18 protein-coding genes and 7 pseudogenes are annotated in these 25159 nt (G+C 40.9%); 8 read left to right on the top strand and 17 right to left on the bottom strand.

The genetic code is table 11. From position 1 onward, the window contains the following. Positions 1-222: pseudogene (locus tag HSISS3_RS01415) on the bottom strand (ISL3 family transposase); the annotation flags it as partial. Between the two features lie 361 nt (positions 223-583). On the opposite strand from HSISS3_RS01415, the gene HSISS3_RS01410 reads away from it, so the two are divergent. The 5 genes from HSISS3_RS01410 (at position 584) to serS (ending at position 5328) form a co-directional block, all read left to right on the top strand. Then, positions 584-1576, top strand: a complete 993-nt coding sequence (locus HSISS3_RS01410; RefSeq protein WP_002883770.1) for a PTS sugar transporter subunit IIB — start codon at positions 584-586, stop codon at positions 1574-1576. A gap of 67 nt (positions 1577-1643) precedes the next feature. Then, positions 1644-2459, top strand: coding sequence for a PTS mannose/fructose/sorbose transporter subunit IIC (locus tag HSISS3_RS01405; protein ID WP_021145045.1), 816 nt, complete (start codon positions 1644-1646; stop codon positions 2457-2459). A 14-nt stretch (positions 2460-2473) separates the two neighbouring features. Further along, positions 2474-3385 (top strand): PTS system mannose/fructose/sorbose family transporter subunit IID, encoded by a 912-nt coding sequence (locus HSISS3_RS01400; RefSeq protein WP_021151445.1) that lies wholly within the window; start codon positions 2474-2476, stop codon positions 3383-3385. A gap of 81 nt (positions 3386-3466) precedes the next feature. After that, the gene (locus tag HSISS3_RS01395) at positions 3467-3841 is read left to right on the top strand and encodes a DUF956 family protein (protein ID WP_002889180.1); all 375 of its coding nucleotides are present in this window, start codon (positions 3467-3469) and stop codon (positions 3839-3841) included. 209 nt (positions 3842-4050) lie between these two features. Next, the gene (serS, locus tag HSISS3_RS01390; protein ID WP_021151443.1) at positions 4051-5328 is read left to right on the top strand and encodes a serine--tRNA ligase; all 1278 of its coding nucleotides are present in this window, start codon (positions 4051-4053) and stop codon (positions 5326-5328) included. A 227-nt stretch (positions 5329-5555) separates the two neighbouring features. Here serS and HSISS3_RS01385 read toward each other — a convergent pair. The 8 genes and pseudogenes from HSISS3_RS01385 to HSISS3_RS01350 all read right to left on the bottom strand — a co-directional run bounded on the left by HSISS3_RS01385 (position 5556) and on the right by HSISS3_RS01350 (position 13258). Continuing rightward, positions 5556-6196 (bottom strand): annotated as a pseudogene (locus HSISS3_RS01385) (HI_0552 family protein). 62 nt (positions 6197-6258) lie between these two features. After that, positions 6259-7569, bottom strand: a complete 1311-nt coding sequence (gene der, locus HSISS3_RS01380) for a ribosome biogenesis GTPase Der (protein WP_021151440.1) — start codon at positions 7567-7569, stop codon at positions 6259-6261. 106 nt (positions 7570-7675) lie between these two features. After that, the gene (gene dnaI / locus HSISS3_RS01375; RefSeq protein ID WP_021151439.1) at positions 7676-8578 is read right to left on the bottom strand and encodes a primosomal protein DnaI; all 903 of its coding nucleotides are present in this window, start codon (positions 8576-8578) and stop codon (positions 7676-7678) included. 3 nt (positions 8579-8581) lie between these two features. Continuing rightward, positions 8582-9756: pseudogene (locus HSISS3_RS01370) on the bottom strand (DnaD domain protein). Further along, the gene (gene nrdR / locus HSISS3_RS01365) at positions 9753-10232 is read right to left on the bottom strand and encodes a transcriptional regulator NrdR (RefSeq protein ID WP_002889188.1); all 480 of its coding nucleotides are present in this window, start codon (positions 10230-10232) and stop codon (positions 9753-9755) included. The pseudogene HSISS3_RS01370 and the gene nrdR overlap by 4 nt, the downstream one beginning before the upstream one ends. A 120-nt stretch (positions 10233-10352) precedes the next feature. Then, a pseudogene (locus HSISS3_RS01360) lies at positions 10353-11881 on the bottom strand (HAMP domain-containing histidine kinase). Next, positions 11878-12567: a response regulator transcription factor gene (locus tag HSISS3_RS01355; protein ID WP_002883757.1), complete on the bottom strand. Its 690-nt coding sequence runs from the start codon at positions 12565-12567 to the stop codon at positions 11878-11880. The pseudogene HSISS3_RS01360 and the gene HSISS3_RS01355 overlap by 4 nt, the downstream one beginning before the upstream one ends. A gap of 155 nt (positions 12568-12722) precedes the next feature. Next, a pseudogene (locus HSISS3_RS01350) lies at positions 12723-13258 on the bottom strand (YceD family protein). A 323-nt stretch (positions 13259-13581) separates the two neighbouring features. Here HSISS3_RS01350 and rsmG point away from each other — a divergent pair. The 3 genes and pseudogenes from rsmG (at position 13582) to HSISS3_RS01335 (ending at position 16438) form a co-directional block, all read left to right on the top strand. After that, positions 13582-14294: pseudogene (rsmG, locus tag HSISS3_RS01345) on the top strand (16S rRNA (guanine(527)-N(7))-methyltransferase RsmG). 69 nt (positions 14295-14363) lie between these two features. Then, positions 14364-15727, top strand: a pseudogene (locus HSISS3_RS01340) (potassium transporter TrkG). Between the two features lie 39 nt (positions 15728-15766). After that, positions 15767-16438: a potassium channel family protein gene (locus HSISS3_RS01335; protein ID WP_021145032.1), complete on the top strand. Its 672-nt coding sequence runs from the start codon at positions 15767-15769 to the stop codon at positions 16436-16438. 88 nt (positions 16439-16526) lie between these two features. Here HSISS3_RS01335 and HSISS3_RS01330 read toward each other — a convergent pair whose 3' ends face one another. The 8 genes from HSISS3_RS01330 to HSISS3_RS01295 form a co-directional block, all read right to left on the bottom strand. Continuing rightward, the gene (locus HSISS3_RS01330) at positions 16527-17357 is read right to left on the bottom strand and encodes an energy-coupling factor transporter transmembrane component T family protein (RefSeq protein WP_021151434.1); all 831 of its coding nucleotides are present in this window, start codon (positions 17355-17357) and stop codon (positions 16527-16529) included. After that, the gene (locus HSISS3_RS01325; RefSeq protein ID WP_021151433.1) at positions 17350-19035 is read right to left on the bottom strand and encodes an ABC transporter ATP-binding protein; all 1686 of its coding nucleotides are present in this window, start codon (positions 19033-19035) and stop codon (positions 17350-17352) included. The genes HSISS3_RS01330 and HSISS3_RS01325 overlap by 8 nt, the downstream gene beginning before the upstream one ends. Positions 19036-19103: 68 nt before the next feature. Then, positions 19104-19649: an ECF-type riboflavin transporter substrate-binding protein gene (locus HSISS3_RS01320; protein ID WP_002889196.1), complete on the bottom strand. Its 546-nt coding sequence runs from the start codon at positions 19647-19649 to the stop codon at positions 19104-19106. A gap of 9 nt (positions 19650-19658) precedes the next feature. Further along, positions 19659-20507 carry an SAM hydrolase/SAM-dependent halogenase family protein gene (locus tag HSISS3_RS01315; protein ID WP_021151432.1) on the bottom strand — a complete coding sequence of 283 codons (849 nt, stop codon included), beginning with the start codon at positions 20505-20507 and terminating at the stop codon, positions 19659-19661. 153 nt (positions 20508-20660) lie between these two features. Further along, positions 20661-21869 carry a serine/threonine transporter SstT gene (gene sstT / locus HSISS3_RS01310; RefSeq protein ID WP_008535875.1) on the bottom strand — a complete coding sequence of 403 codons (1209 nt, stop codon included), beginning with the start codon at positions 21867-21869 and terminating at the stop codon, positions 20661-20663. Between the two features lie 123 nt (positions 21870-21992). After that, positions 21993-22685: a methionine ABC transporter permease gene (locus HSISS3_RS01305; protein WP_002889200.1), complete on the bottom strand. Its 693-nt coding sequence runs from the start codon at positions 22683-22685 to the stop codon at positions 21993-21995. Further along, entirely contained in the window at positions 22685-23752 is a 1068-nt protein-coding gene (locus tag HSISS3_RS01300; RefSeq protein ID WP_008535867.1) for a methionine ABC transporter ATP-binding protein, read from the bottom strand. The genes HSISS3_RS01305 and HSISS3_RS01300 overlap by 1 nt, the downstream gene beginning before the upstream one ends. Continuing rightward, entirely contained in the window at positions 23745-25118 is a 1374-nt protein-coding gene (locus tag HSISS3_RS01295; RefSeq protein WP_021151431.1) for a M20/M25/M40 family metallo-hydrolase, read from the bottom strand. The genes HSISS3_RS01300 and HSISS3_RS01295 overlap by 8 nt, the downstream gene beginning before the upstream one ends. Between the last annotated feature and the right edge of the window lie 41 nt (positions 25119-25159).

Below are 25159 nucleotides of genomic sequence, written 5' to 3'. Positions count from 1 at the left end.
ACGTAATAGTGTAGGTGTTCCAGCTTGTTCAAGGAGAGGAATTTTAGAAGGCTTTTGAAAGTCATATTTGATCATCTTTCCTTGGCAGTGAGGACATGATGGTGCAGGATAATCAAGTGTTGCTTGAACCTCGATGTAGGTATCTTTTTCAAAAACAAGAGAAATAATGATATTTGGGTCTTTAATTCCGATTAATTCTGTGGTATTCTTAATAAGTCTCATAAGTTCTTCCTAATGATGGTTTGGTTGCTTTTCATTATAGTTCTTATGGGACTTTTTGTCTGCATTCAAAAAGCTCTATAATCTCTATAGTGATTTTACCCACTACAGAAATTATAGAGCCCCAATCTAATGGTTGGGCAATCTTTTTATAATGTTTTGCTCATTTTTGAAAGAAATTGACTTCTTTTGAAATTTTTTCTCACTAGCTATTGACATCTGCGTGAAAGCGTTTTACAATATGATTGTTCTTGATTTCTTATGTTTAAAAAGATTGAGAGACGCTTTTTTTAGCGTCTTGATAAAAATCGGAGATAGTCTTTTTAAGCCTAGGAAAAAATAATTTATAAGGAGGAGAACACGAATGGGTATCGGTATTATTATTGCCAGCCATGGTAAGTTCGCTGAAGGGATCCACCAATCAGGCTCTATGATTTTTGGAGACCAAGAGAAAGTTCAAGTCGTAACTTTCATGCCAAGTGAAGGTCCTGATGACTTGTACGCTCACTTCAACGACGCCATTGCACAATTCGATGCTGATGATGAAATTCTTGTTTTGGCTGACCTTTGGTCTGGTTCACCATTTAACCAAGCCAGCCGAATTGCTGGAGAAAATCCAGATCGCAAGATTGCTATCATCACAGGACTAAACTTGCCAATGCTAATCCAAGCATACACTGAACGTATGATGGATGCTAACGCTACTGCAGAGCAAGTTGCTGCTAATATCATCAAGGAAGCTAAGGGTGGTATCAAGGCACTTCCAGAGGAGCTTAATCCAGCTGAGGAAACAACAGCAGCTCCTGTAGAAGCTGCTGCACCTCAAGGAGCTATCCCAGAAGGGACAGTTATCGGAGATGGTAAACTCAAGATTAACTTGGCACGTTTGGACACACGTCTCTTGCATGGTCAGGTAGCAACTAACTGGACACCTGCTTCTAAAGCAGACCGTATCATTGTTGCTTCAGATGACGTTGCTAAAGATGAGCTTCGTAAAGAATTGATCAAACAAGCAGCACCAAATGGGGTTAAAGCAAACGTTGTTCCAATTCAAAAATTGATTGATGCTTCTAAGGACCCTCGCTTTGGTAACACACACGCGCTTATCTTGTTCGAAACTGTTCAAGACGCACTTCGTGCTATCGAAGGTGGCGTGCCAATCAAAGAACTTAACGTTGGTTCTATGGCTCACTCAACTGGTAAAACAATGGTTAACAACGTTTTGTCTATGGACAAAGACGATGTTGCTTGCTTCGAAAAATTGCGTGACCTTGGCGTTGAATTCGACGTCCGTAAGGTACCAAATGATTCTAAGAAAGATTTGTTCGACCTTATCAAAAAAGCTAACGTTCAATAACCTTCATTCAGATAAATTAGTTGATAATCTCAGCTAATCACAACTCAATAGAAAAGGAATTATTACCATGTCAGATATGTCAATTATTTCTGCAATTTTGGTCGTAGTTGTTGCCTTCCTTGCTGGTCTTGAAGGTATCCTTGACCAATTCCAATTCCACCAACCACTTGTTGCATGTACCCTCATCGGTGCTGCTACAGGTAACCTCACTGCAGGTATCATGCTTGGTGGTTCTCTTCAAATGATCGCCCTTGCTTGGGCTAATATCGGTGCCGCTGTCGCTCCTGACGCTGCCCTTGCCTCTGTTGCTGCTGCCATTATTTTGGTTAAAGGTGGTAACTTCACAACTGAAGGTATCGGTGTTGCGACTGCAACAGCTATCCCACTTGCGGTTGCCGGTCTCTTCCTAACTATGCTTGTTCGTACAGCATCTGTTGCCCTTGTTCATGCCGCAGATAAAGCTGCAGAAAACGGAAACATCGCTGGTGTTGAACGCGCACACTACCTCGCCCTCCTTCTTCAAGGTTTGCGTATTGCTGTGCCAGCTGCCCTTCTTCTTGCTATCCCAGCAGAATCTGTTCAACATGCTCTTGGATTGATGCCTGACTGGCTCAACCACGGTATGGTTGTCGGTGGTGGTATGGTCGTAGCCGTTGGTTACGCCATGGTTATCAACATGATGGCAACTCGTGAAGTTTGGCCATTCTTCGCCATCGGTTTTGCTTTTGCTGCTATTAGCCAATTGACACTTATCGCTCTTGGTGCTATCGGTGTCGCTATTGCCTTCATCTACCTCAACCTTTCTAAACAAGGTGGCGGAAATGGTGGCGGAACTTCAACTGGTTCAGGCGACCCAATCGGCGATATCTTGGAAGACTACTAGGAAGGAGTGCTCTCATGGCTGAAAAAATTCAATTATCTAAATCAGATCGTCAAAAAGTTTGGTGGCGCTCACAATTCTTGCAAGGTTCATGGAACTACGAACGTATGCAAAACTTGGGTTGGGCTTACTCACTCATTCCTGCTATTAAAAAACTCTACTCAAAGAAAGAAGATCAAGCTGCTGCCTTAAAACGCCACTTGGAATTCTTTAATACTCACCCTTATGTTGCCGCTCCTATCATGGGTGTTACCCTAGCTCTTGAAGAAGAAAAAGCTAATGGTACTCCTATCGAAGATGCTGCTGTTCAAGGGGTTAAGATTGGTATGATGGGACCTCTTGCTGGTATCGGTGACCCAGTCTTCTGGTTCACAATCCGTCCTATCCTTGGGGCACTTGGTGCTTCTCTTGCTGCATCTGGTAACATTGCTGGTCCACTTATTTTCTTCATCGGTTGGAATATTATTCGTATGGCCTTCTTGTGGTATACTCAAGAACTTGGCTACAAAGCAGGTTCAGAAATCACTAGAGACATGTCTGGTGGTATCTTGAAAGATATTACTAAAGGGGCTTCAATCCTTGGTATGTTCATCCTTGCCGTCTTGGTTGAACGTTGGGTTTCAATCAACTTCATCGTAAATCTTCCTGGTAAGGTCCTTTCTAAAGGTGCTTACATTGTATGGCCAAAAGGAAATGTTTCTGGTGACCAACTTAAAACTATCCTTGGTCAAGTCAACGATAAACTCAGCTTTGATAAGATTCAAGTCGATACCCTACAAAAACAATTGGATTCTTTGATTCCAGGTTTGATGGGACTTCTCCTTACGTTTGCATGTATGTGGTTGCTTAAGAAGAAAGTTTCACCAATCACAATCATTATCGGACTCTTTGTAGTTGGTATTATTGCAAGCTTCTTCAAAATTATGTAACAAAAAGAGTAAGAGTTTAGCCGAGCTAAACTCTTTTCTTATGCTATAATAAGGGTACTACTATCAAAAAGCGAGAAAAATATGGCACAATCATTAAACAAAACAGTTGAATTGCATACAACAGGCGTCTCCTACATGGCCATAGGAGGTAAGGTGGGGAAGTTTCTAATTGGCGATGTGGCTATTGAATTCTATCCTGATATTAATGTTGAACAATATATTCAAATTCCTTGGACCAGCATCACTCAAATTGGTGCTAATGTGTCAGGAAAGAGGATCAGCCGTCATTTTGAAATCCTAACCGACAAGAGCAAATTTCTCTTTGCTTCAAAGGACTCTGGAAAGATTCTAAAGATTGCAAGGGAACATCTAGGAAATGACAAGGTAGTCAAATTACCAACTCTTCTTCAGACTATTGGCGCTCGTTTCAAAGGTTTATTTGCCAAAAAATCATAATTTTTGTATAATGTTAGGGACGGATAAGTAATAGCTAGACCTTTCCAGAAAGCCTGCGGTTGCTGCGAGCAGGTAGGGTTAACCTACGAAATTCTACCGTTTCATTTAATTAAAGACATAAACAAGTGCACTCCTGTGAAGTTGGATGGAACCGTGGCTCATGTCACTCCAACAGTTTCACTGGGGTGTTTTATTTTTTGGAGGAACCTATGTTAGATGTAAAACGTATTCGTAACGACTTCGATGCCCTTGCTGAAAAATTGGCTACACGTGGTGTCGCTGCTGAAACTTTAAATGAACTAAAAGAACTTGATGTCAAACGTCGTGAACTTCTTATCAAATCTGAAGAACTCAAAGCTCAACGTAACGTTGCCTCAGACGGTATTGCTCAAGCAAAACGTAATAAAGAAGACGCCTCAGAGCAAATTTCAGCCATGCAAAAAGTTTCTGCCGAAATCAAAGAAATTGATGCTGAACTTGCTGCTATCGATGAAAAACTTAACAGTATCGTTGTGACACTTCCAAACACACCACACGAGACTGTACCAGTTGGTGCTGACGAAGATGAAAATGTAGAAGTTCGCCGTTGGGGAACACCTCGTGACTTTGATTTTGAGATTAAACCTCACTGGGATCTTGGTGAAGACCTTGGCATTCTTGATTGGGAACGTGGTGCTAAGGTCACTGGTTCTCGCTTCCTCTTCTACAAAGGCTTGGGAGCAAAATTGGAACGTGCGATTTACAACTTCATGTTGGATGAACACGCTAAAGAAGGCTATACTGAAATGATTACACCTTACATGGTTAACCACGACTCAATGTTTGGTACTGGTCAATATCCAAAATTCAAAGAGGACACTTTCGAACTTGATGGTACTGACTACGTCCTTATCCCAACAGCCGAAGTTCCTTTGACAAACTACTACCGTGGTGAAATTCTTGACGGAAAAGAATTACCAATCTACTTCACAGCCATGAGCCCTTCATTCCGCTCAGAAGCTGGTTCAGCCGGTCGTGATACACGTGGATTAATCCGTCTTCACCAATTCCACAAGGTTGAAATGGTCAAATTCTCAAAACCAGAAAGCTCATACGATGAATTGGAAAAAATGGTAGTTAATGCTGAAAATATTCTTCAAAAACTTAACTTGCCATACCGTGTCATCACTTTGTGTACTGGCGATATGGGATTCTCAGCTGCCAAAACTTACGATTTGGAAGTTTGGATTCCAGCGCAAAACACTTACCGCGAAATTTCTTCATGTTCAAACACAGAAGATTTCCAAGCCCGTCGTGCACAAATCCGCTATCGTGACGAAGCTGATGGTAAGGTGAAACTTCTTCACACTCTTAACGGTTCAGGACTTGCTGTTGGACGTACAGTAGCCGCTATCCTTGAAAACTACCAAAACGAAGATGGTTCAGTAACTATCCCTGAAGTTCTTCGTCCTTACATGGGTGGTGCTGAAGTTATTGCACCAAAATAAATAAACGAATAAACGAGGCTGGGACAATTGTTCCAACCTCATTTTTATTTTACTTTAAAGCATTAATGCAGTAGCCAACTGAGCTTTTCGTCCACTTTCCGACTCGGAAGAAACCAAGTTAAGCTTGAGGAGCTAAGATTAAGAAAGCAATACCTTTGGGGGCTAATTTAAAATTCTCATTCAAAGCAGTAAGCCCTGTGTATGTATTCTCCTCGTTTACACTATTACTACAATAACTCATTTGTGTCATGACAACTATCATAATAGGGCATTAATAGTTGAAAGCCTTCCATTAGTTGATCTATCAAGTCAGCCTCAGTCAAGCTACTCGTCACAGGTACATCATATTTAACCAACACCTTACGAACACGACCATCTTTAACTGCTTCTTTAAGCATCTGACGGTTCGCTTCAGTTCCTTCCACACGATGGCTGACACCATCTTCCTGGGCAAAATAGTACAGAAAGGGGGCAATCGGTAAGTCTAGAACCTTATGTTGCTTCGCTAGAGTGGTGTCTGATTTTTTCCGTTCGACAAAGCTAACTTCTACTGAAATCCCCCATTTTCAGGCTGACCATAAAGGCGAATCGCCATGGCAACATCATCTAAACTGTCCTCAGGAGCTCTGTAATAGCACCAAAAGTGTGGGCGACATATTTGTGCCTGATTGGCCCAATTACTGACACGATCCATCTTAAAGGGTGCCAAACGCTCCTCTAAAACTTTTGACAAAGTCTGCATTTCCTTACGAGCTGCTTGGCCAAGTGCCTTGAGCACTTCCATCTCTTCTTGATGCGGTCCCGCTTTTTCAGGTTTGATATACTTAACCCCTTGTTTAGATAAATAAGCTTTAATATTTTCTAACATCATTTTCTCCTTACAATGACAAAAGACCAACCCATAAAGATTCTATTCTGGTTGGTCTCTTTTTATTTACGTTTGCGAGCAATCAAGTGTATTGGTGTTCCTTCAAAACCAAAGGCCTGACGAATTTGATTTTCCAAGAAACGCATATAAGAGAAGTGCATCAGCTCTTCTTCATTGACAAAGATAACAAATGTTGGTGGTTTAACCGAAACTTGTGTGCCGTAGAAAATCTTAAGGCGTTTTCCTTTGTCAGTTGGTGTTGGGTTGATGGCAATGGCATCCATGATAACATCATTCAAGACAGCCGATGAAATACGACGGTTTTGACTTTCACTGATGCGTTTAACCATCTCTGGCAACTTGTTAAGACGTTGTTTGGTCTCAGCCGATACAAAGATAATTGGTGCATAGCTCAAGAATTGGAACTGGTCACGGATATCTGCTTCCCAGTTAGCAACGGTATGATTGTCTTTCTTAATAGTATCCCATTTGTTAACTACGATGATAATCCCTTTACCAGCTTCATGGGCGAAACCAGCAATGCGCTTGTCATACTCACGGATACCTTCTTCTGCATTGATAACCATAAGAACAATATCAGAACGGTCAATGGCACGCATAGAACGCATGACAGAGTATTTCTCTGTATTTTCATAAACCTTACCAGATTTACGCATACCAGCGGTGTCAATCATGGTATACTCTTGACCTTCACTGTCCACAAAGTTTGTATCAATGGCGTCGCGAGTCGTACCAGCAATTGGGCTGGCAATCACACGGTCCTCGCCCAAAATGGCATTAATCAAGCTTGATTTTCCGACGTTTGGACGCCCAATCAAACTGAAACGAATGATGTCTGGATTTTCCTCTTCAACTTCTGTTGGGAGGTTTTCAATGATAGCATCGAGAACGTCCCCCGTACCAATACCGTGTACAGATGAAACTGGGTAGGGATCACCAAGTCCCAGAGAATAGAAATCATAGATGTCTGCACGCATCTCAGGGTTATCCACTTTATTGACAGCTAGAATAACTGGCTTATGAGTCTTATAGAGAATACGAGCAACGTATTCATCCGCATCTGTTACGCCTTCCTTGCCTGAAACAACAAAGACAATAACGTCTGCTTCAGTCATGGCAATGTCAGCTTGATGCTTGATTTGCTCCATGAATGGGGCATCAACATCATCAATACCACCCGTATCAATCAAGCTAAACTGACGGTTAAGCCATTCAGCAGAAGTATAAATACGGTCACGTGTTACCCCCTCGACGTCTTCGACGATAGAGATACGTTCACCCGCAATTCGGTTAAATAGGGTCGACTTCCCAACATTGGGGCGACCCACGATAGCAACTGTAGGTAATGTCATATGTTTAAGTCCCTAGTTAAAACAGGGATTCCTTTCTTCGTTTAGCAACCTTACCTTCCACAAGGAAAGCAAAATCAATCATTTTTTATCATTTATTGGGGTCAACTTAACGACGATTAACGCCTCTCAAGTGAACCTCTTTGGCTAGAAAACGGATTCGCTCCATGACACGTTTAGCCTGCCATGTTTCGTCTCCCTGACGTCCATTAGATAGCTTAGCTTCTAGGTCCACAAAGCTATAGTTAGATGTGAAGAAGGTCGGTAGCTCCTCAATCATGCGGTACTGGAGGATGACCTGCAAAACATCGTCTCTAATCCAAGAAGAGAACTGCTCTGCACCAATATCATCTAAAACCAAGACTTCTGCTTCTTTTACAGCATCAATTTGTTCCTTAACAGAACCATCTTTAATACCATTTTTAACATCAATGGTAAAGGATGGGTAGTGGATAATGGTCGTAGCAACCTTCTTGGTCTCTGAAAGTTCATGAGCCATGGCAGCCAACATAAAGGACTTTCCAACTCCCATGTCACCATAGAGGTAGAGACCCTTTTGATCTGGACTTGGATAATCAGCCACAAACTCTACAAGACTCTCATAGGTATCAACACGAGCCACATCGTCTAAAGCAATATCCGCAAAAGTAATCTTACGATAAGATTGAGGGAGACTTACCAAGTTAATCCGATTGGCAATAGCCTGTTGCTCCTGCTGCTCTTTGAGCTGACGTGTCTCCTTATAAGTCACATCGGCGTAGCCCTCATTCATGGTTAGAATTGGCTCATACCCCTTGGCAATGTAGGAGACATCACCTTCTTTGACCTTACGGCATTCCACCAAGAATTGATTAAACTTAGGGAGACTACGCTTGATTTCATCCTGACTTAAGCCATGCTCTTGAATAAAACATGCCACTCTTGGATCTGCCAAGATTTGCTTGGTTAAATCTGTTGCATTAACAGATCCATAATGACCCGTTCGGTTGAGGGTTTGTCCAACTCTTTCCATGGGCTACTCCTTTCCTTTTTCTAGTTTAGCCAAAGCACGGCGTCTAATTTCGTCTAATTTGGCTTGATCGGCCTGGCTGGTCTGATTGTCATAATTAGGATCACTCCAGCTCGGCACATTTGTTTTTTCTTAGCATCAGCCTTAGTTTGCTTTGATTTCTTATCGTAACCACTACGCAAAGCTAAAAGCCCTTGTTCAGCACTGATAATTTTCTTAAAGGCAAAATCATTAGCAAGTTTAGAAATATACTCTCTATTCACATTGGTTGAATGTGTCCTACCCAAACTATAGGCAACCATGAGATTGATGACCTCATCCATAAAGCCTCTTTGAGCCAAGTCTGTGAGAATCTTCTTCTCAGAATTAGTCACAGCACCACCAGGACCCTTGGCACCTTGTAGATAATCTATAGGTTTTTCAGACCTGACCGCCTTAAGAATCTTTTCTTCAGTCTCCGTCAAAGCAGAGTCAGTACCCAATTTTTGAGCTTGTGCCTGCTCTAATTGCACCTGCATACGCTTGACAATAATCTGATGGTTCACAGCTGTTTTTTTAGCCAAGAGATAGGTATCATACCAATTCATATGATGAATCTCAGACAATTTATAGATTTCAGGCACATCTGTCTTTTCATCTGTAAAGACAAGACCATCGGCCTGCATCCGATTTCTGAAGCTAGTTAAATCAAATGAATTCTTAGGCTTGATGTCTGACACGGTCTTCTGAGCCAAACGCTCATCTGTAAAGACATCTGAAAAACGTTTGGATAAATCTTGCAAACCGTGTAGACTTGCCGGTTTTAAAGCATCTACTGATGGTTCGCTAATTTTTTGTTCCAAAAGCGAGCTGTAAACCGCATGCTTGAGGAATTGCTCAATGGATAAAGGAGACTTAAGCTCAACAACATAAATTCCTTGGGGTGATTGGTAGAAGGCTAAAAGATCCACCGCTGTCAGGACGGCCAGAGCCTCCTTGAGGGGCTGCATGCCAAAATTGAGGTGATTCAAAATAGCCGCAAACTTATGACGGCGATTTCCATTGTCATAGAAAGCCACAAAATACTGGTAAAGAGCGTAACCCTCACTCCCAATAATGGGGTAGTAGCAACGCATTAAACTTGCCTGATCGGGAACGATAACCTGATTGCCAACATAGACAAATTCTTCAATAGGTCTCATTTTTTAGACTCTTTTTTCGCACGTACTGTCTTGGTGATTTCTTGAAGTAACTCTTCAATTTCATCAACATCTTTGAAAGAACGGTAAACACTGGCAAAACGGACATAGGTAATTTCATCAAGGTCAGCGAGTTCTTTCATGACTAAATTCCCAATAACCTCGCTATCAACCTCTCCATCATGGTTGCGGCGAATGTTTTGCTCAATCCGAGTGATAGCATTTTCAATATCCTCACTAGAAACTGGGCGTTTTTGTGCACTCATCAAGATACCATTGAAAATCTTATCACGAGAGAATTGTTCACGCGTACCGTCTTTTTTGACAACTAAAAGTGGAACTTCCTCCACACGCTCAAATGTTGTAAAACGAGTGTGACACGTATCACACTCCCGACGACGACGAATGGTATTCCCATCCTCTGCCTGACGGCTATCGATAACACTAGATTTATTATGTTGACATTTTGGACAACGCATGCATTTCACCACCAATCTTCGAAATTCGGTACTCTATTTTACCATAAAAGCACGTAAAAAGCACGCCCTAAGCTAGGACATGCTTATGAAGAGAGTCGCTATAGCACTCATTTTTCTTACTTAAAGTTCAAGTTGTGGTGACGTAGTTTCTGCCCCTGCAAAAGGAATATAGAGGTCGAAACGTGTACCGACACCCAATTCAGAACTAACTTCAATACGGCATCGGTAAGCTTCCACAATTTGGTAAAGGATTGATAAACCAATACCCACACCAGATTGAGTTGTAGTACGATTACGTGCCTTGTCTGAACGGTAGAAGCGCTCAAAGATATGTTCGATGTCCTCTTTAGAAATTCCTTCACCATTATCTTGTACCTGTACCAACATTTCATTTTCCAGAGCTTTAATTGTTACCTGGATTTCCTTGTCAACAGGTGAATACTTGACGGCATTATCAATCAAAATTGTGATAGCCTGTTCAAAGTGTTGGCTGTAAATCTGTGCTGGACGCTCAGAACTTTCAAAGTCATTGAGATAGAATTGGTAATCTTCATGCAAAACACGGAAGTTCCCAATAACCGTACGAATTGAAGAATTCAAATCACAAGTGTCATTTCTGTGATTCTCAAAGGATCCCTTAACTCGGATAGAATCCAACATATCATTGATCATAATGGTCATACGGTTGGCCTCATGGCTTGCAGCCTCCAGACTTTCTTCCAAAATCTCAGGGTCATTTTTACCCCAACGTTGCAAGAGGTCCATATGTCCCTTGATAACGGCAATCGGAGTACGCAACTCGTGACTCACGTCACTCAAGAAGCGCATCTGCATCTGATTATTCTCTTGGATTTTATCCATCATACGGTTAAAGTTAACCGCCAGATCACCAATTTCATCATGACTTTCAATCTTAGAACGGAGCTCCAAATCACTTGGTGAATCGGTAATAACCCCCATAGTCTCGTGCAACTGTCTCATCGGACGAAGAATAGATGTCAAGACAACGACAGTCGCTGCGATGACCAAGACCGTCATCCCTACTTCAAGGAAAATCAATAAGAAAATCAGACGCTCTTTGAGGGCATAATAGAATTCCAAATCATGGAAGATTTGGGCATAACCAACTATTGTCTTTTTATCTTTACCATAAATCGGAACCTCTAGCAAGAAGCCACGTTTTCCCTTATAAGACACTGACTTTAGTTTGTTAACCTCAGACATGCCTGGTGGAGAATCTGTATTCTCCTCAGAGGTAAAGATAAACGTTCCTTTTTTGTCATAAACAAAGACTGACTGATTTGAATAGAGTTTATTAGAAATCGCAACTTGGCCATCTAGAGAATGCTTTTCAGAAAGCACGCCATTAATAATCGATGCATAGATATTTTTAGGCGAATAAAGGGCAGCTAAGAGCGGTTCCGGACTTAATTCTTCATCAGAATCCCAGTCTTTTTCAATGTATGTAACAACCTTTGAGATGGTAGCATTTACATTTTGACGTTCACGTTGCAAAAGAAGCGTATTAGCTGAAAAAACAACAACGAGCGTGAACATCGACAATACAAGAAAGAAGACCACAGCAGTTGTCATGGTCAACTTTTTCTAATGGTTACTTTACCGAATAATTTATCTTGTAATTTACTCATTTTTCACGAATAACATAACCCATGCCTCGTACCGTTTGAATATATGATTCTTTGCCTGGAACATCAATTTTTCCACGCAAGTAACGAATATAAACGTCTACAACGTTTGTTTCGATAGCATCATCATATTTCCAAACTTGAAGTAAAAGTTCTTCACGGGTCATCACTTGGTTCATATTGCTCAAAAGTGTGTTCAACAAATCAAACTCACGTTTTGTCAATGGGATAGCTTCATCACCACGTACAACTGTACGGTTTTGAACATCTAATTTCAAGTCACGGTAAGTTGACGCTTTAGCTGGTGCATTCTTAGCAGCTTCAATATCTTGACGACGGAAGGTCGCACGAATACGTGCCAAAAGTTCTTCAATCGCAAATGGTTTTACAATATAGTCATCAGCACCACGATCCAATCCGGCAACGATGTCCATGATTGAGTCACGAGCTGTCATCATCATAATATAAGTATCTTTTTCCTGTTGGAGACGACGAGTTACTTCAAAACCGTCCATCTCAGGTAACATAAGATCCAAGAGAATAAGATCGAAATCTTTCTCAAGTGCCATTTCTAGTCCTTCACGTCCGTTGTCTGCTGTCACAACGTCGTATCCTTCGTGTTGAAGTTCTAACGAGACAAAACGAGCAAGGTTTTTCTCATCTTCAACAATCAAAATGCGTTTGCTCATAATAAGTATTTACCACTTTCTTAAATTTTTTTGACTTCCATTTCCCTTTAAAAGTCTGTCGATTTATTTAGCAAATAAATCTGAAAATTAACTTCTAATGATATAATAATATACAGTTTTAAAATTGTCAAACATTTTTAGTTTGTTTTTTTGAATTAATTTTCATCAAATAGACCATTCAATTGGGCAAAAGGATTGCTTGCCTCTTTTTCTCTTGTTGGAGGGCTGCATATTTCTCTTCCGACAGGACTTCCCAGTCATTTCCTGAAAGAGAAATTTGACCTTTCTCTTCTTCTGGTGTTAAGACTTTCATAGGAATATTAAGAAGAATATTGTCCAATATACTCTCATCTAGATTAATGGCATCACCATCCAAGATAAGAACCAAGTTTTCTTCGACTAATTCCTTTTGTAGAAGGGCATCCGCCTCTTGAATAAAGGTCTCCGAGACTGGATAGTTAAAACTAAGCGTTACAGGCTCAAGAGAACGGCTAGATGGTAATGTAATATTATAAGCTAATTGATAATCCAAAAGGTACAATCCATTATCATAGACTACCTGTCCACTTGCTTGAATCTGTTCAAGATTTAAAACCTGATTATAGCGTTCTTTAATAGACTCCAAAAGTAAAGGTGCTTCGTTAAAAGCAAGCCCTTCTGGAGACTTTCTAACTTCTGAAAGATAAATCATTGTCAATCCTCAAACTAAATTTCCCCACGGGGAGTGATTTTTAATCCACAAGACCATAATCCCCCACAACCGCCTTTCATTAAAGCAACTATATTGTCACTTTCTTTTAAGCGAGTAATTATGATTTTAGACTTAATTAGTATTATATCAGATTTTTAAGAAAAATAACACCTTAAATATTACATATTTCTTAAACTTAGAACTTCTTTAAAAGATAATGAAAAATACGTTTGCTCCTAATGTTCGCTCATTTTTGGTGTTAGATGAAAGGCCTTAATTATGGTAAAATAAGAGCATTGAAACTATTTAAAAGGAATATAAAAATGACACCTGAAGATTTTTACAAGGCTCTACAAGAAGAGGGATTCAATCTGAGTCAGCAGCAAAAAGACCAATTTCAACGCTATTTTGAGCTATTGGTAGAATGGAACGAAAAAATCAATCTTACGGCAATCACTGATAAAAACGATGTTTACCTTAAGCATTTCTATGATTCGTTGGCTCCCGTTCTGCAAGGACATATCAAAAATCAAGATATTCGACTCTTAGATATTGGGGCTGGAGCTGGTTTTCCAAGTCTCCCTATGAAGATTCTTTGTCCTAAGCTTGAAGTGACCATCATTGATTCTCTCAATAAACGCATCAATTTTCTCAATCTCTTGGCAGATGAGCTGCAACTTAGCGGTGTTCACTTCTATCATGGACGTGCCGAGGATTTTGGTCAAGATAAGTCCTTCCGTGCTCAATTTGATGTGGTGACTGCCCGTGCTGTTGCACGTCTGCAGATTCTCTCAGAATTGACCATTCCTTTCTTGAAGGTTGGTGGACAACTCATTGCACTTAAGGCTGCAGCTGCCGATGAAGAATTGGCTGAAGCTAAGAATGCTTTGAACCTCCTTTTTGCCAAACCTATTCTCAACGATAACTACCATTTACCAAATGGTGATGGGCGTCATATTACCATTGTCGAGAAGAAAAAGAAACTCCAAACAAGTACCCTCGTCGTGCTGGAATGCCTAATAAGAAGCCACTATAACGTTCATCCAAGGATGTTTTTGATTCCTTGGATTATTGTTTCCCCTTATGGTAAATTTGGAGGTTTTCATTGATTAATCGTTTTTCTGTCACTCAAAGACTTGTGCTTAGTTTTGTCTTTGTCATTCTGGTGGGAAGTATCTTACTTAGTCTTCCCATTAGTCACTATGCTAATAGTCCAGAAACAAACTATCTAGACCATCTTTTCAACACGGTATCAATGGTCTGTGTGACTGGACTTTCTGTGGTTCCTGTTAGTAAAGCTTACAATGGTTTTGGTCAAATTGTCTCCATGCTTCTCATGCAGACCGGGGGTCTTGGGCTAGTCTCTTTGATTGCTATCAGTACCTATAGCCTTAAAAATAAATTGGGCTTGAGCGATCAAGATCTCCTTCAATCTGCACTCAGCAGGGACAATCAAAAAGATTTAAAATCCTATCTTTTCAAGGTATATAAAATAACTTTTTCCATTGAAGCTTTAGCGGCACTAGTGATTATGACTGATTTTATCCCTCGCTTTGGACTTGGTCACGGCATTTTTAACAGTCTATTTCTAGCGGTCTCAGCTTTTTGTAACGCTGGTTTTGATAACTTAGGAGCTAACAGTCTACAAGACTATGCGACCAATCCAACAATAAACCTTGCTGTCGCAGGTCTCATCATGTCTGGAAGTTTGGGTTTTGCAGTCTGGATTGATTTGATTCAACTATTGCGACGTTATATTAAAGATCGTCCAAGGAATTGGAAATTAGCTTGTAGACCCCTTAGTAATCAAAGCCGTCTTGTGCTTATTAGTACAACTTGTATCCTCTTGGTGGGAACCTTGTTAGCTTGGCTACTGGAAATGGATAACTCTAAGACAATCGGTACTCTCAACGTTTGGCAGCAACTTATGGTCAGTTTCTTTCAAACTGTAACCATGCGTACTGCTGGCTTCGCAACGATTTCCTATACCAAGGCCGATTTCTCCACAAATCTTCTTTTTATGATTCAGATGATTATCGGTGGTGGACCTGGAGGAACTGCGGGTGGTATCAAGGTGACAACTGCCTCCATCATGTTCCTACTTTTTAAGTCAGAGCTATCTGGTAACTCGAGCGTTGTTTTTCGAAATCGTATTATATCTAATAAGACTGTTTTGCAAGCATTCACAGTTATACTCTTTTTCCTAACAATGCTCTTTGTCGGCTATGTTATTCTGCTTGAAACCAATCCAAATCTCTCACCACTGGCCTTGCTATTTGAGAGTGTGTCAGCTATTGCCACAGTCGGTGTGTCTATGGATTTGACTCCTAGTCTTAATACCATAGGGCGCTTCGTTATCATGGCTCTCATGTTCATTGGTCGTGTCGGTCCCATCACTGTTCTCTTGAGTTTGATGACCAAAAAGAAAAACAGGTTTCCTACTCACCAACTGACATCTCTGTTGGCTAAAGCAACCAATTCATTAACAAAATTCTGAAAGGATTCTACATGAAAACACAAATTATTGGCGTCCTCGGTTTGGGGATTTTTGGACAAACCATCGCAACCGAACTTTCCACTTTTGGCCAAGATGTCATTGCCTTAGATAACAATCCTAAAACCATTGATTCTCTAGCAGATCGGGTAACTAAGGCTGCTGTGGGGGATATTACTGACATTGATTTTCTTCGCTCAACTAGTATTGAGAGCTGTGATACCGTTATTATTGCTACAGGGGAGCATCTGGAGTCTTCAGCATTGGCTCTTTTGCACTGTAAGAAGCTAGGGATTAAACGTATCATTGCTAAAGCTAAAAGCATCAATTACGAAGAGGTTCTCTATGGTATGGGAGCCAACCTCGTCATTACACCCGAACGCAGTACGGCAAAAGAACTGGCTTCCAACATACTCCGCTATAACATTTCAAATGTCTTTCATCTAGAGGATGACGTGGCTTTAATCGAGCTTAGGATTCCTCATGAATGGGCAGGAAAATCTTTGCACACCTTGAATCTCCGAAAAACTTACAACGTCAATGTCATTGGTTTTAGAAACGATGAAAATGGAAAACTAAACACTCATTTTGACCCTACGAAACAGCTGCCTAATGAAGGAACTATCCTAGTCGTTGCTGACAATCGAACACTAGAAAAATTTGACTATTTGGGGTATTTGAAATAACAGAAAAACGTTCTAATCTTGTTCACAATGAACAGGACTAGAACGTTTTTTATTGTTGCAAAAATCCATACAATCTTTAACCCTAATATCATAACCAAGGATTGTAAAATCGACCCTGATTCAGGAAAATCAATCCTAGACTAATCCCTAACAGCAGAAACGCTAATAAGATTACAAGATAATCTTGCTTAGTCAAAGATTTATGAACATACCAGGTACGTTTTTTATAGCGACCAAAGCGGCGTAATTCCATAGCTGTCGATATGGTATCAATACGCTCTAACGAAGAAAAAATTAATGGAAGAACAATTTGTAGATTCCCACGAATGCGCTTAACCAGACCTGCCTTCTTCGACAAATCTAAGCCACGCGCTTCCTGGGCCTTGCGAATCGTAAAGAATTCTTCTTGAACATCTGGAATATAACGCAATGTCAAACTAACGGAGTAGGCAAATTTATAAGGCAATCCAATCTGATTAAGACTAGCTGCAAACTGACTCGGATGGGTAGTCATCAGAAAGAGAATGGCAAGAGGAACCGTTGAAAAATACTTAAGCAAGAGATTAGCAAGATAGAAAATCTCCTGACTGGTTAAATAAAAGCGGCCCCATCCTTCAACCAATACGGTCTTAGTACCATAAATCTCCTCACCATAGCTAGGATCGAAAAGATAAACCATGACTAAGTTAAAGAGGGCAACGGCTCCAATGATTTCAACAACAAATGAAACATCTTTCCATCGAATATTAGCTCGCTTGAAAAGATAAATAGATAGAAAACCTATTACTAATATAAATCTAGGATCGTAAGTTGCCATACAAGCAACTGATACTAAAATGAAGAAAATCATTTTACTTGCACCAGATAATCCATAAAGGAAACCTTGACCTGATTGATAACCAATTAAACGATTAGACATAAGGGCCACCTTTGTTAATTTTATCAATATAATACTCTGTCACGTCTACTGGATCACAGGACAATTTCTGACCCAAGGTATAGAGTGATGTCTGTTTCAGATTAGCTGCCTTCAACAGGTCGTGCTGATTGAGGATGGCGACAGGATTATCATCTGCAATAATCGCACCATCAACGACAACCAAACAACGATCACTGTATTCCAACATAAGTTGCATGTCGTGGGTAATCATTACAATCGTATGGCCTTGCTGCTGAAGACTGTCAAGGAAAGTCATGATATCCGTATACGTTTGGTAATCTTGACCAGCCGTTGGCTCATCTAAGATAATGATTTCAGGTTTCAAAACCAAGATAGAAGCTATAGTCACACGCTTTTTCTGACCAAATGATAGGGCAGAAATGGGCCATTTACGAAAACTATAGAGGCCACAGGTCTTCAAAACCTCATAAACACGCTCTTCAACTTCTGACTCGTCAACACCTCTCAAACGTAAACCTAAAGCTACTTCATCAAAAATCATAGCTTGACTAATCATCTGGTTAGGATTTTGTAAAACAAACCCGATACGTTCCGAACGCTCAGCGATGCTATCCTGGCTAATATCCTGACCTTTATAAATCAGCCTGCCGTGACTAGGGACAAAGCCACATAAAGCCTTGGCAAGCGTTGACTTACCAGCTCCGTTTTTACCAACAATTGCTAGACGCTCACCCTTTTTCAGACTAAAGGACATGTTCTCAATTATAGGTAGGTTATCTCCGTAGCCAACTTTAAGTTTCCCCACCTCTAAAATAGGAGTTGTTTGACTTTCAGATGGAACCTTTCTCGTTCTGTCTGGCAAGCTTAAACCAGACAGGTCCAAAGTTTCTAGTTGGCTGAGTTGCTCTGCACTTTTTGTGTTAAATCCCAACTGACGTAAAACCGTCACATAGAGGGGTTCACGAATACCATTATCCAACAAGAGAGGAGTTGATAAAAGCTCATCCGGGCTACCGTTAAAGAGGAGTTTCCCATCATTGACCAATAAAACACGGTCAACAGGACGATAAAGAACATCTTCCAGACGATGCTCAATAATAATCGTCGTGGCTCCTACTTCCTTGTGAATTTTATCAATAAGGGCAATCGTTTCTTGGCCCGATTTAGGATCCAAATTTGCCAACGGCTCATCAAATAAGAGGATCGGACTCTCATCAATCAAGACCCCAGCTAGACTGACCCGTTGTTTTTGTCCACCTGATAAATCTTGAGGACGATGACCCAAGAGAGAACTCAAATTCAAACGTTCGGCCCAGAGAGCCACCTTATCTTTCATCTCACCTTGATTGACACAATCATTTTCCAAGGAAAAGGCCAAATCTTCAGCTACCGTCAATCCAATAAACTGACCATCTGGATCCTGTAACACCGTAGATACCAATTGAGACCTATCATAGATTGATTGATTGAAAATGTCTTGGCCGCCTATAGTCACCTGCCCCTGCGCTTGACCTTTGTTAATGTTAGGAATGATACCATTAAGACACTGGGCCAGGGTTGATTTTCCACTACCAGACGGGCCTAAGATAAGTACTTTCTCACCCTTGGCAATATCAAAACTGATATTTTTGATTGTAGCTTCCGCTTGCGCATCATATTGAAATGTAAACTGATTAAAACTAATGTATTTATCCATGTTTCTACTAAAAAAGAGAGGGCTTATCAAAAAAATCTTGACAAGCCACACTCTGCTATAAATTATTTCTAGTCTTTAGTAAGACTACCTGATTGTGTACGTGAGTGGGCGTAAATTGCAAGTAGAGCCGTCCCTCCAACTGCAATTGTAATAAAGTTTGCCAATCCAGCAACAAAACCTTGAGCATAGAGGTAAGACCATTCTTGCGCAAATTGGATTTTATCACCGATTGGTGTCACAACACCATACGCAATAATAAGAGATAAGAGTTGGATGAGGTTAAACCAAATCATATTTCCAAATGTCAGAACCCCTTTTGTTGCATCGTATTTTTTACGAAATAGACCAATGACAAGACCTATAACACCACTAGCAAGAACCCAAGCCCATGAAATACTTCCGTATTGGATACCATCCTTAAGCGCATGACCAATGAGGCCCATGAAGAAACCTGTGATGGGGCCAAATATTACTGAAAACAGAGCCTGAACTGCATATTGCAGTTGGATGCTAGTATTCCCAAAAATAGGAATGTTAACAAACATACCAATGATAATAAAGAGTGCTGCACCAATACCTGTCGCAACTACTGTACGAATTGAATTATTTTTCATAATTTTACTTTAATCTCCTAAACGTTTAATTTCAATGTGCCAGTTAGATCCTACACCGACATTATAGGCCTTGGCAAAAGACCCTTGGTTAATGGCTAGTCCCACACGATAGAGGGAGTTGATATAAATAATTGGTTGACCAATACGAACATCCGCAAAAGATTTTCCATAGGTAACTTGGTTTTGGTAGACCAACATATCATTGTTAAAGATGGTCACTTCGAAACGATCACCAAAGTTTGGTTCCAAAGCGTAAAAGTCATCACGTGTGATTGAGGTCCAAAGCGATCCGAAACGGACGTCTAGAATGTCAATCGCACCACGAACCAAATGATCTTCTATGATGGTTTCAACCACTGGAAGTTCTAGAATTTTCTCCACAGGTAACTCGGGTCCAACATCTTCAAAACTGATATGACCAGAGGCTAATCTGGCACCTGTATAAGCATAAACATCACGTCCGTGGAAGGTATAAGATAGCTCGGTATTACTACGGCGGTTCTCAACCTCTGAAATTTCTCGAACAGCCACGATACCAACATTCTTTTTAATATAAGAAAGTGTGCCATTGTCGGGAGTAACGATATATTGCCCAGTATTAGTCAGAGCAACCACACTTTTTCGTGACGATCCGACACCAGGGTCAACTACGGATACAAAAGTTGTCCCTTTTGGCCAGTATTCAACGGTTTGAAAGAGACGGTAGGAAGCTTCAAATGTGTTATAGGGAGTGATGTCGTGGGTTAAGTTGTGCACTCCTAGGCTTGGCTCTTCTTGTAAAGCCACACCAATCATGGCCGAAACAGCACCATCAACCAAACCAAAATCCGATTGAAGTACTAATAGATTATTAGTCATAAATATCTCACCCTTTTCTATTAGAGACGTTTATTTTACCACATTTTATGGGTATTTTAAAGATGACAAATCCTTGAGCTAGCTATAGTCTTTGCCTATGTTGACTACATAACCTCAAAAAGGTCAGCCCCAGAGGCTGACCTTTTTTATTATCTAAGCCTTATTCCAACGGCTTTTTTCTGCTACTGCTGTAAAGAGAACATCTGTTGACGAGTTGAGGGCCGTTTCACATGAGTCTTGGATGACACCGACGATAAAGCCGACACCGACAACCTGCATGGCCAGATCATTTGAAATACCAAAGAGGCTACATGCTACGGGGACCAAGAGAAGGGAACCTCCTGCAATACCTGAGGCACCGCAGGCAGAAATAGCTGAAACTACACTAAGAATAAGGGCTGTCGCAAAGTCAACCTCAATTCCCAAAGTAGTCACTGCAGCCAGTGTCAAAACATTAATTGTCACGGCTGCCCCTGCCATGTTAATTGTTGAGCCCAGAGGGATAGAAACTGAGTAAGTATCAGGATTCAAACCAAGGTCTTCACACAATTGAAGGTTGACGGGGATATTGGCAGCTGATGAGCGGGTAAAGAAGGCAGTAATCCCAGAATCTTTCAGACAACGGAAAACCAATGGGAAAGGATTCTTGCCCATCATCACAAAGGCAATGGCTGGATTGACCACCAAGGCAACAAAGGCCATAGTACCAACCAGAACAAGGATAAGAACTCCATAATCTGCCAAGACGCCAATACCATTTTCAGAAATCGTATTAAAGACAAGACCAAGAATACCAAATGGTGCTAGGTTAATAATCCAACGCACGATTTGAGAGGTTACCTCAGCCAAGGTATTAAGCAATTCTTTAGTGTGTTGACTGGCTGTTCGCATAGCGAAACCAAAGACAACAGCCCAGACCAAAACCCCAATATAGTTGGCTTGAGCCAAGGCATTAATAGGATTATCCACCATCTTAAGCAATAAATCCTTAAACACCTCACCAACCCCCTGAGGTGCACTTGCTTTGGTAGCTGCGGCTGCTCCCAATTTCAATGAAATTGGAAAAATATAGTGGGAAATCACAGCTGTCAAAGCTGCAGCAAAGGTCCCAAATAGGTAGAGAACAATTACCGTCTTCATGTTGCTTTGTTGGCCCTCACGTGTTTGGGAAAGGGCATTGGCCACCAAGGCAAAAACCAAGAGGGGTGCAATAGCCTTCAAACCACCAACAAACATATCTCCCAAGAGACCAATAACTGTTATCTTAGGAATAAGCAAACCAAGCAAAGCACCGATTACCACACCAATGGCAATACGCTTTATCAAGCTGGTTCTATTCCACGTTGAAATAAAACGTTGCATAACTCATTAACTCCTTTTATGTGGTTAACGAAACCACAAAACATTCATTGACTTCCATATTATGATATATTTCTCAAATCGTCAAGACATGAAAAAAGCCTGTTGAAAGCAGGCTTTCCACTCTTATTTATGACTCAATTTACGAGTTAAGAAGTCACCGACAAATTGGATAAGGAAAATCAAAATCAGGATCAACAAGGTTGCCAAGATAGTGACGGAAGTATTTGAACGGTTGTATCCATAGTAGATGGCAATGTAACCAAGACCACCTGCACCGATGGCACCGGCCATAGCAGTTTCACCCACGAGTGAAATCAGGGTCACGGTTGATACACGAACCAACTCAGGTAGACCTTCACCAAGGTAAACCTTAATCGTATCCCAAAGAGTCGCACCACTAGCTTGCGCTGCTTCAATTACCCCACGGTCTAAGTCTGCAAGTACCACCTGTACTTGACGGGCAAAGAATGGGAAGGTTGCAGCTGACAATGGAACCAAGGCCGCTGTCATCCCAAGGTTAGTCCCTACGATGAAGTAAGTAAAGCCTTTCAAAATCGCTAGGAGGATGATGAAAGGAATGGCACGAAAGATAGAGGTCACCTTATCTAGGATTTGGAAAACAAATTTATTTTCAATAACCCCACGAGGTCCTGTCAATACCAAGAAGAGTCCCATGACCAGACCAAGAAGTCCCCCAATGATGAAGGAAATCACGGTCATATAGAGAGTTGCGTAAATGGCATCTGGCCAAGAGTTAACCCCTTGCATACCGATACGATAAATATCTGGAAAGTTTTGTTGAATCCAATCTGCCATTATTGGGCTCCTTTCTTAAGTACCTGCAAGTTAACACCTGCATTTTCAATCGCTTTTTGCGCTGCAATAACCTTGTCAGAATCGCCATCCAAAACAACGACCAATTCACCAACAGGTGTATCACCGAGAATTTCAACATTCCCATAAAGGATATTACTTGAAACACCGTAATCTTTGAAGATTTCAGTCAAGAGTGGCTCATCTGTGGAAGAACCAGCGTATTTAAGTTGAACAAGAAGAGCTGAACTTGGCAAGTTTTTAACCAAAGGTTGCGCATTAATCTTAGTCAAAGCATCTTCAATTCCCGCTGCAGTTTCAATAAATTCTTGTGTCAAATCTTCTTGTGGATTTGAGAAAATATCAAGGACACTGCCTTCTTCCAAAAGTTGACCATTTTGCATGACAGCCACACGGTTACAAATATCTTTAACAATTTGCATTTCGTGGGTAATCATAACCACTGTCAAACCAAGTTTCTTATTCAAATCTTGCAGAAGTGACAGAATTTGCTTAGTCGTTTTAGGGTCAAGGGCTGATGTAGACTCATCTGAAATCAAGATTTCAGGATCGTTGGCCAAGGCACGTGCAATCGCTACACGTTGTTTTTGTCCACCTGACAACTGTGCAGGATAGTTTTCTGCACGGTCAGCCAAGTCAACCAACTCCAAGAGGCCACGAACTTTTTTGTCCTTTTCTTCACTGCTTAACTTAGAGTGGCGGAGGGCAAAGGCAACATTTTCATAAGCCGTTTTCTGAGCCATTAAGTTAAAGTGTTGGAAAATCATCCCAATTGTTTGACGTTTTTGACGCAACTCTTTTGTCGTTAATTGGACCTTACCATCTGCAAAAGTCACATCCTTACCGATAGTGATTTGACCAGCTGTAGGCACTTGCAAAAGATTAATAGCACGCACCAGGGTAGACTTCCCAGCCCCTGAATAACCAACAATTCCGTAAATATCACCTTTTTCAATCTGGATAGATACATCTTTAACCGCTTGGATAGTGCGGCGTTTCTGTGTAAAGGTGATATCAATATTTTTCAAATCAATAATGACATTACTCATAACTTGCAATTAACTCCTTAATTAGTTCAATGTGGGTATAGTAGTCTGCTAGGCTAACATTTTCATCCCCACCGTGGTCACGGCTATTAGCATTTCCTATCCCAAAAGCTGCCATAGGAACACCCAAAGCCTCGTAAATCATATGCATAGGTCCAGTACCGGCAGCCGTTGGAAGTACAGCGACACCTTCCTCATAAAAGCCTTTTGCCAACTCAATAACATTGACAATAGCCGGATCAGACATATCGCTACGATAACTTTCTTCACCAAGAGTTAAGGTTACCTTAATACGGTCGAATCCTTCTTTTTTAAGATGGGCCTTGATACGCTCCAAAACATACTCAGGTGTCAAACCAGGAACCAAACGCATCTCCATTTTAGCTTTGGCTTGCGCTGGTAAGATAGTCTTAACCCCCTGCCCCTGGTAACCTGTCGAAATCCCTTCGATAGAAAGGGCTGGTTCAAAGTAATAAGTCTTTAAGAAATCACGACTGTCACTTTCCAAAATTGGAAGTTTTAGCCCGTAAATTTTTCGAAGGCTGTCTGCATTTTCAATAGCATAGGTCTCAATGAGATCCATCTCGCGTTCGTTAGGTTGAATCACTTTATCGTAGATACCATCAATGAGAATCCGTCCCTGATCATCACGCATACTAGAGATAGCATTGAGTAAATACCATGACGCAGATTCAATCACAGCACCAAATTTAGAATGAATATCAACATCGGCACTCTCGACAGACAAATCAAAGGTAATAATCCCCTTGTTGCCACCTGTGATTTCTAGTTGTCCTTTACTATTGCGGTTACCTTGTTCCCAAACCAGAAGATCTGCCGGAAGAAGGTCATCACGGTATTTTTCCAAATACTTTTCAAGATCAGTTGAGGCAGATTCCTCAGCGCCTTCCATCATAAACGTGATATTAACAGGAAGGTCACCGACCTCTCGAATATATTTACGAAGGGCTGTCAGACGAGCTGTGATATGCCCTTTATCATCATCAACACCACGACCATACATGTAACCCTTTCGAACAGTCAAACGAAAAGGTTCATCCGTCCAAGGCTGATCGTTATCCGCAGGAACAGTATCATAATGCTGATAAAAGATAATGGTCTTAGCATCCGGATTTGAACTCTTAAATTTTGCCAAGACAAAAGGTGCCGTATAGGTCTCGTCAATCGTCACCTCTGCACCTATCCTTGAAAAGATTTCACCAAGGTAGGCAGCCACATCATAGAGACCAATATTTTGAGCAAAAATAGATTTTTTAGAAATCAAAGTCCGCAAAACTTCAAAATAGTGTTGAGCAGTTTCATCATTACGGAACTTCTGTAACTGTTCTTCTTCACTAGAAAATGCCATCAAATTCGTCTCCTTCATACAAGACAAAACGGCGTGTTCTC

Source organism: Streptococcus sp. HSISS3 (assembly GCF_000448605.1).
Lineage (GTDB): Bacteria > Bacillota > Bacilli > Lactobacillales > Streptococcaceae > Streptococcus > Streptococcus raffinosi.
Note: the sequence above shows the minus strand (reverse complement) of the source record. Positions and strands in the feature narration are given on the sequence as shown.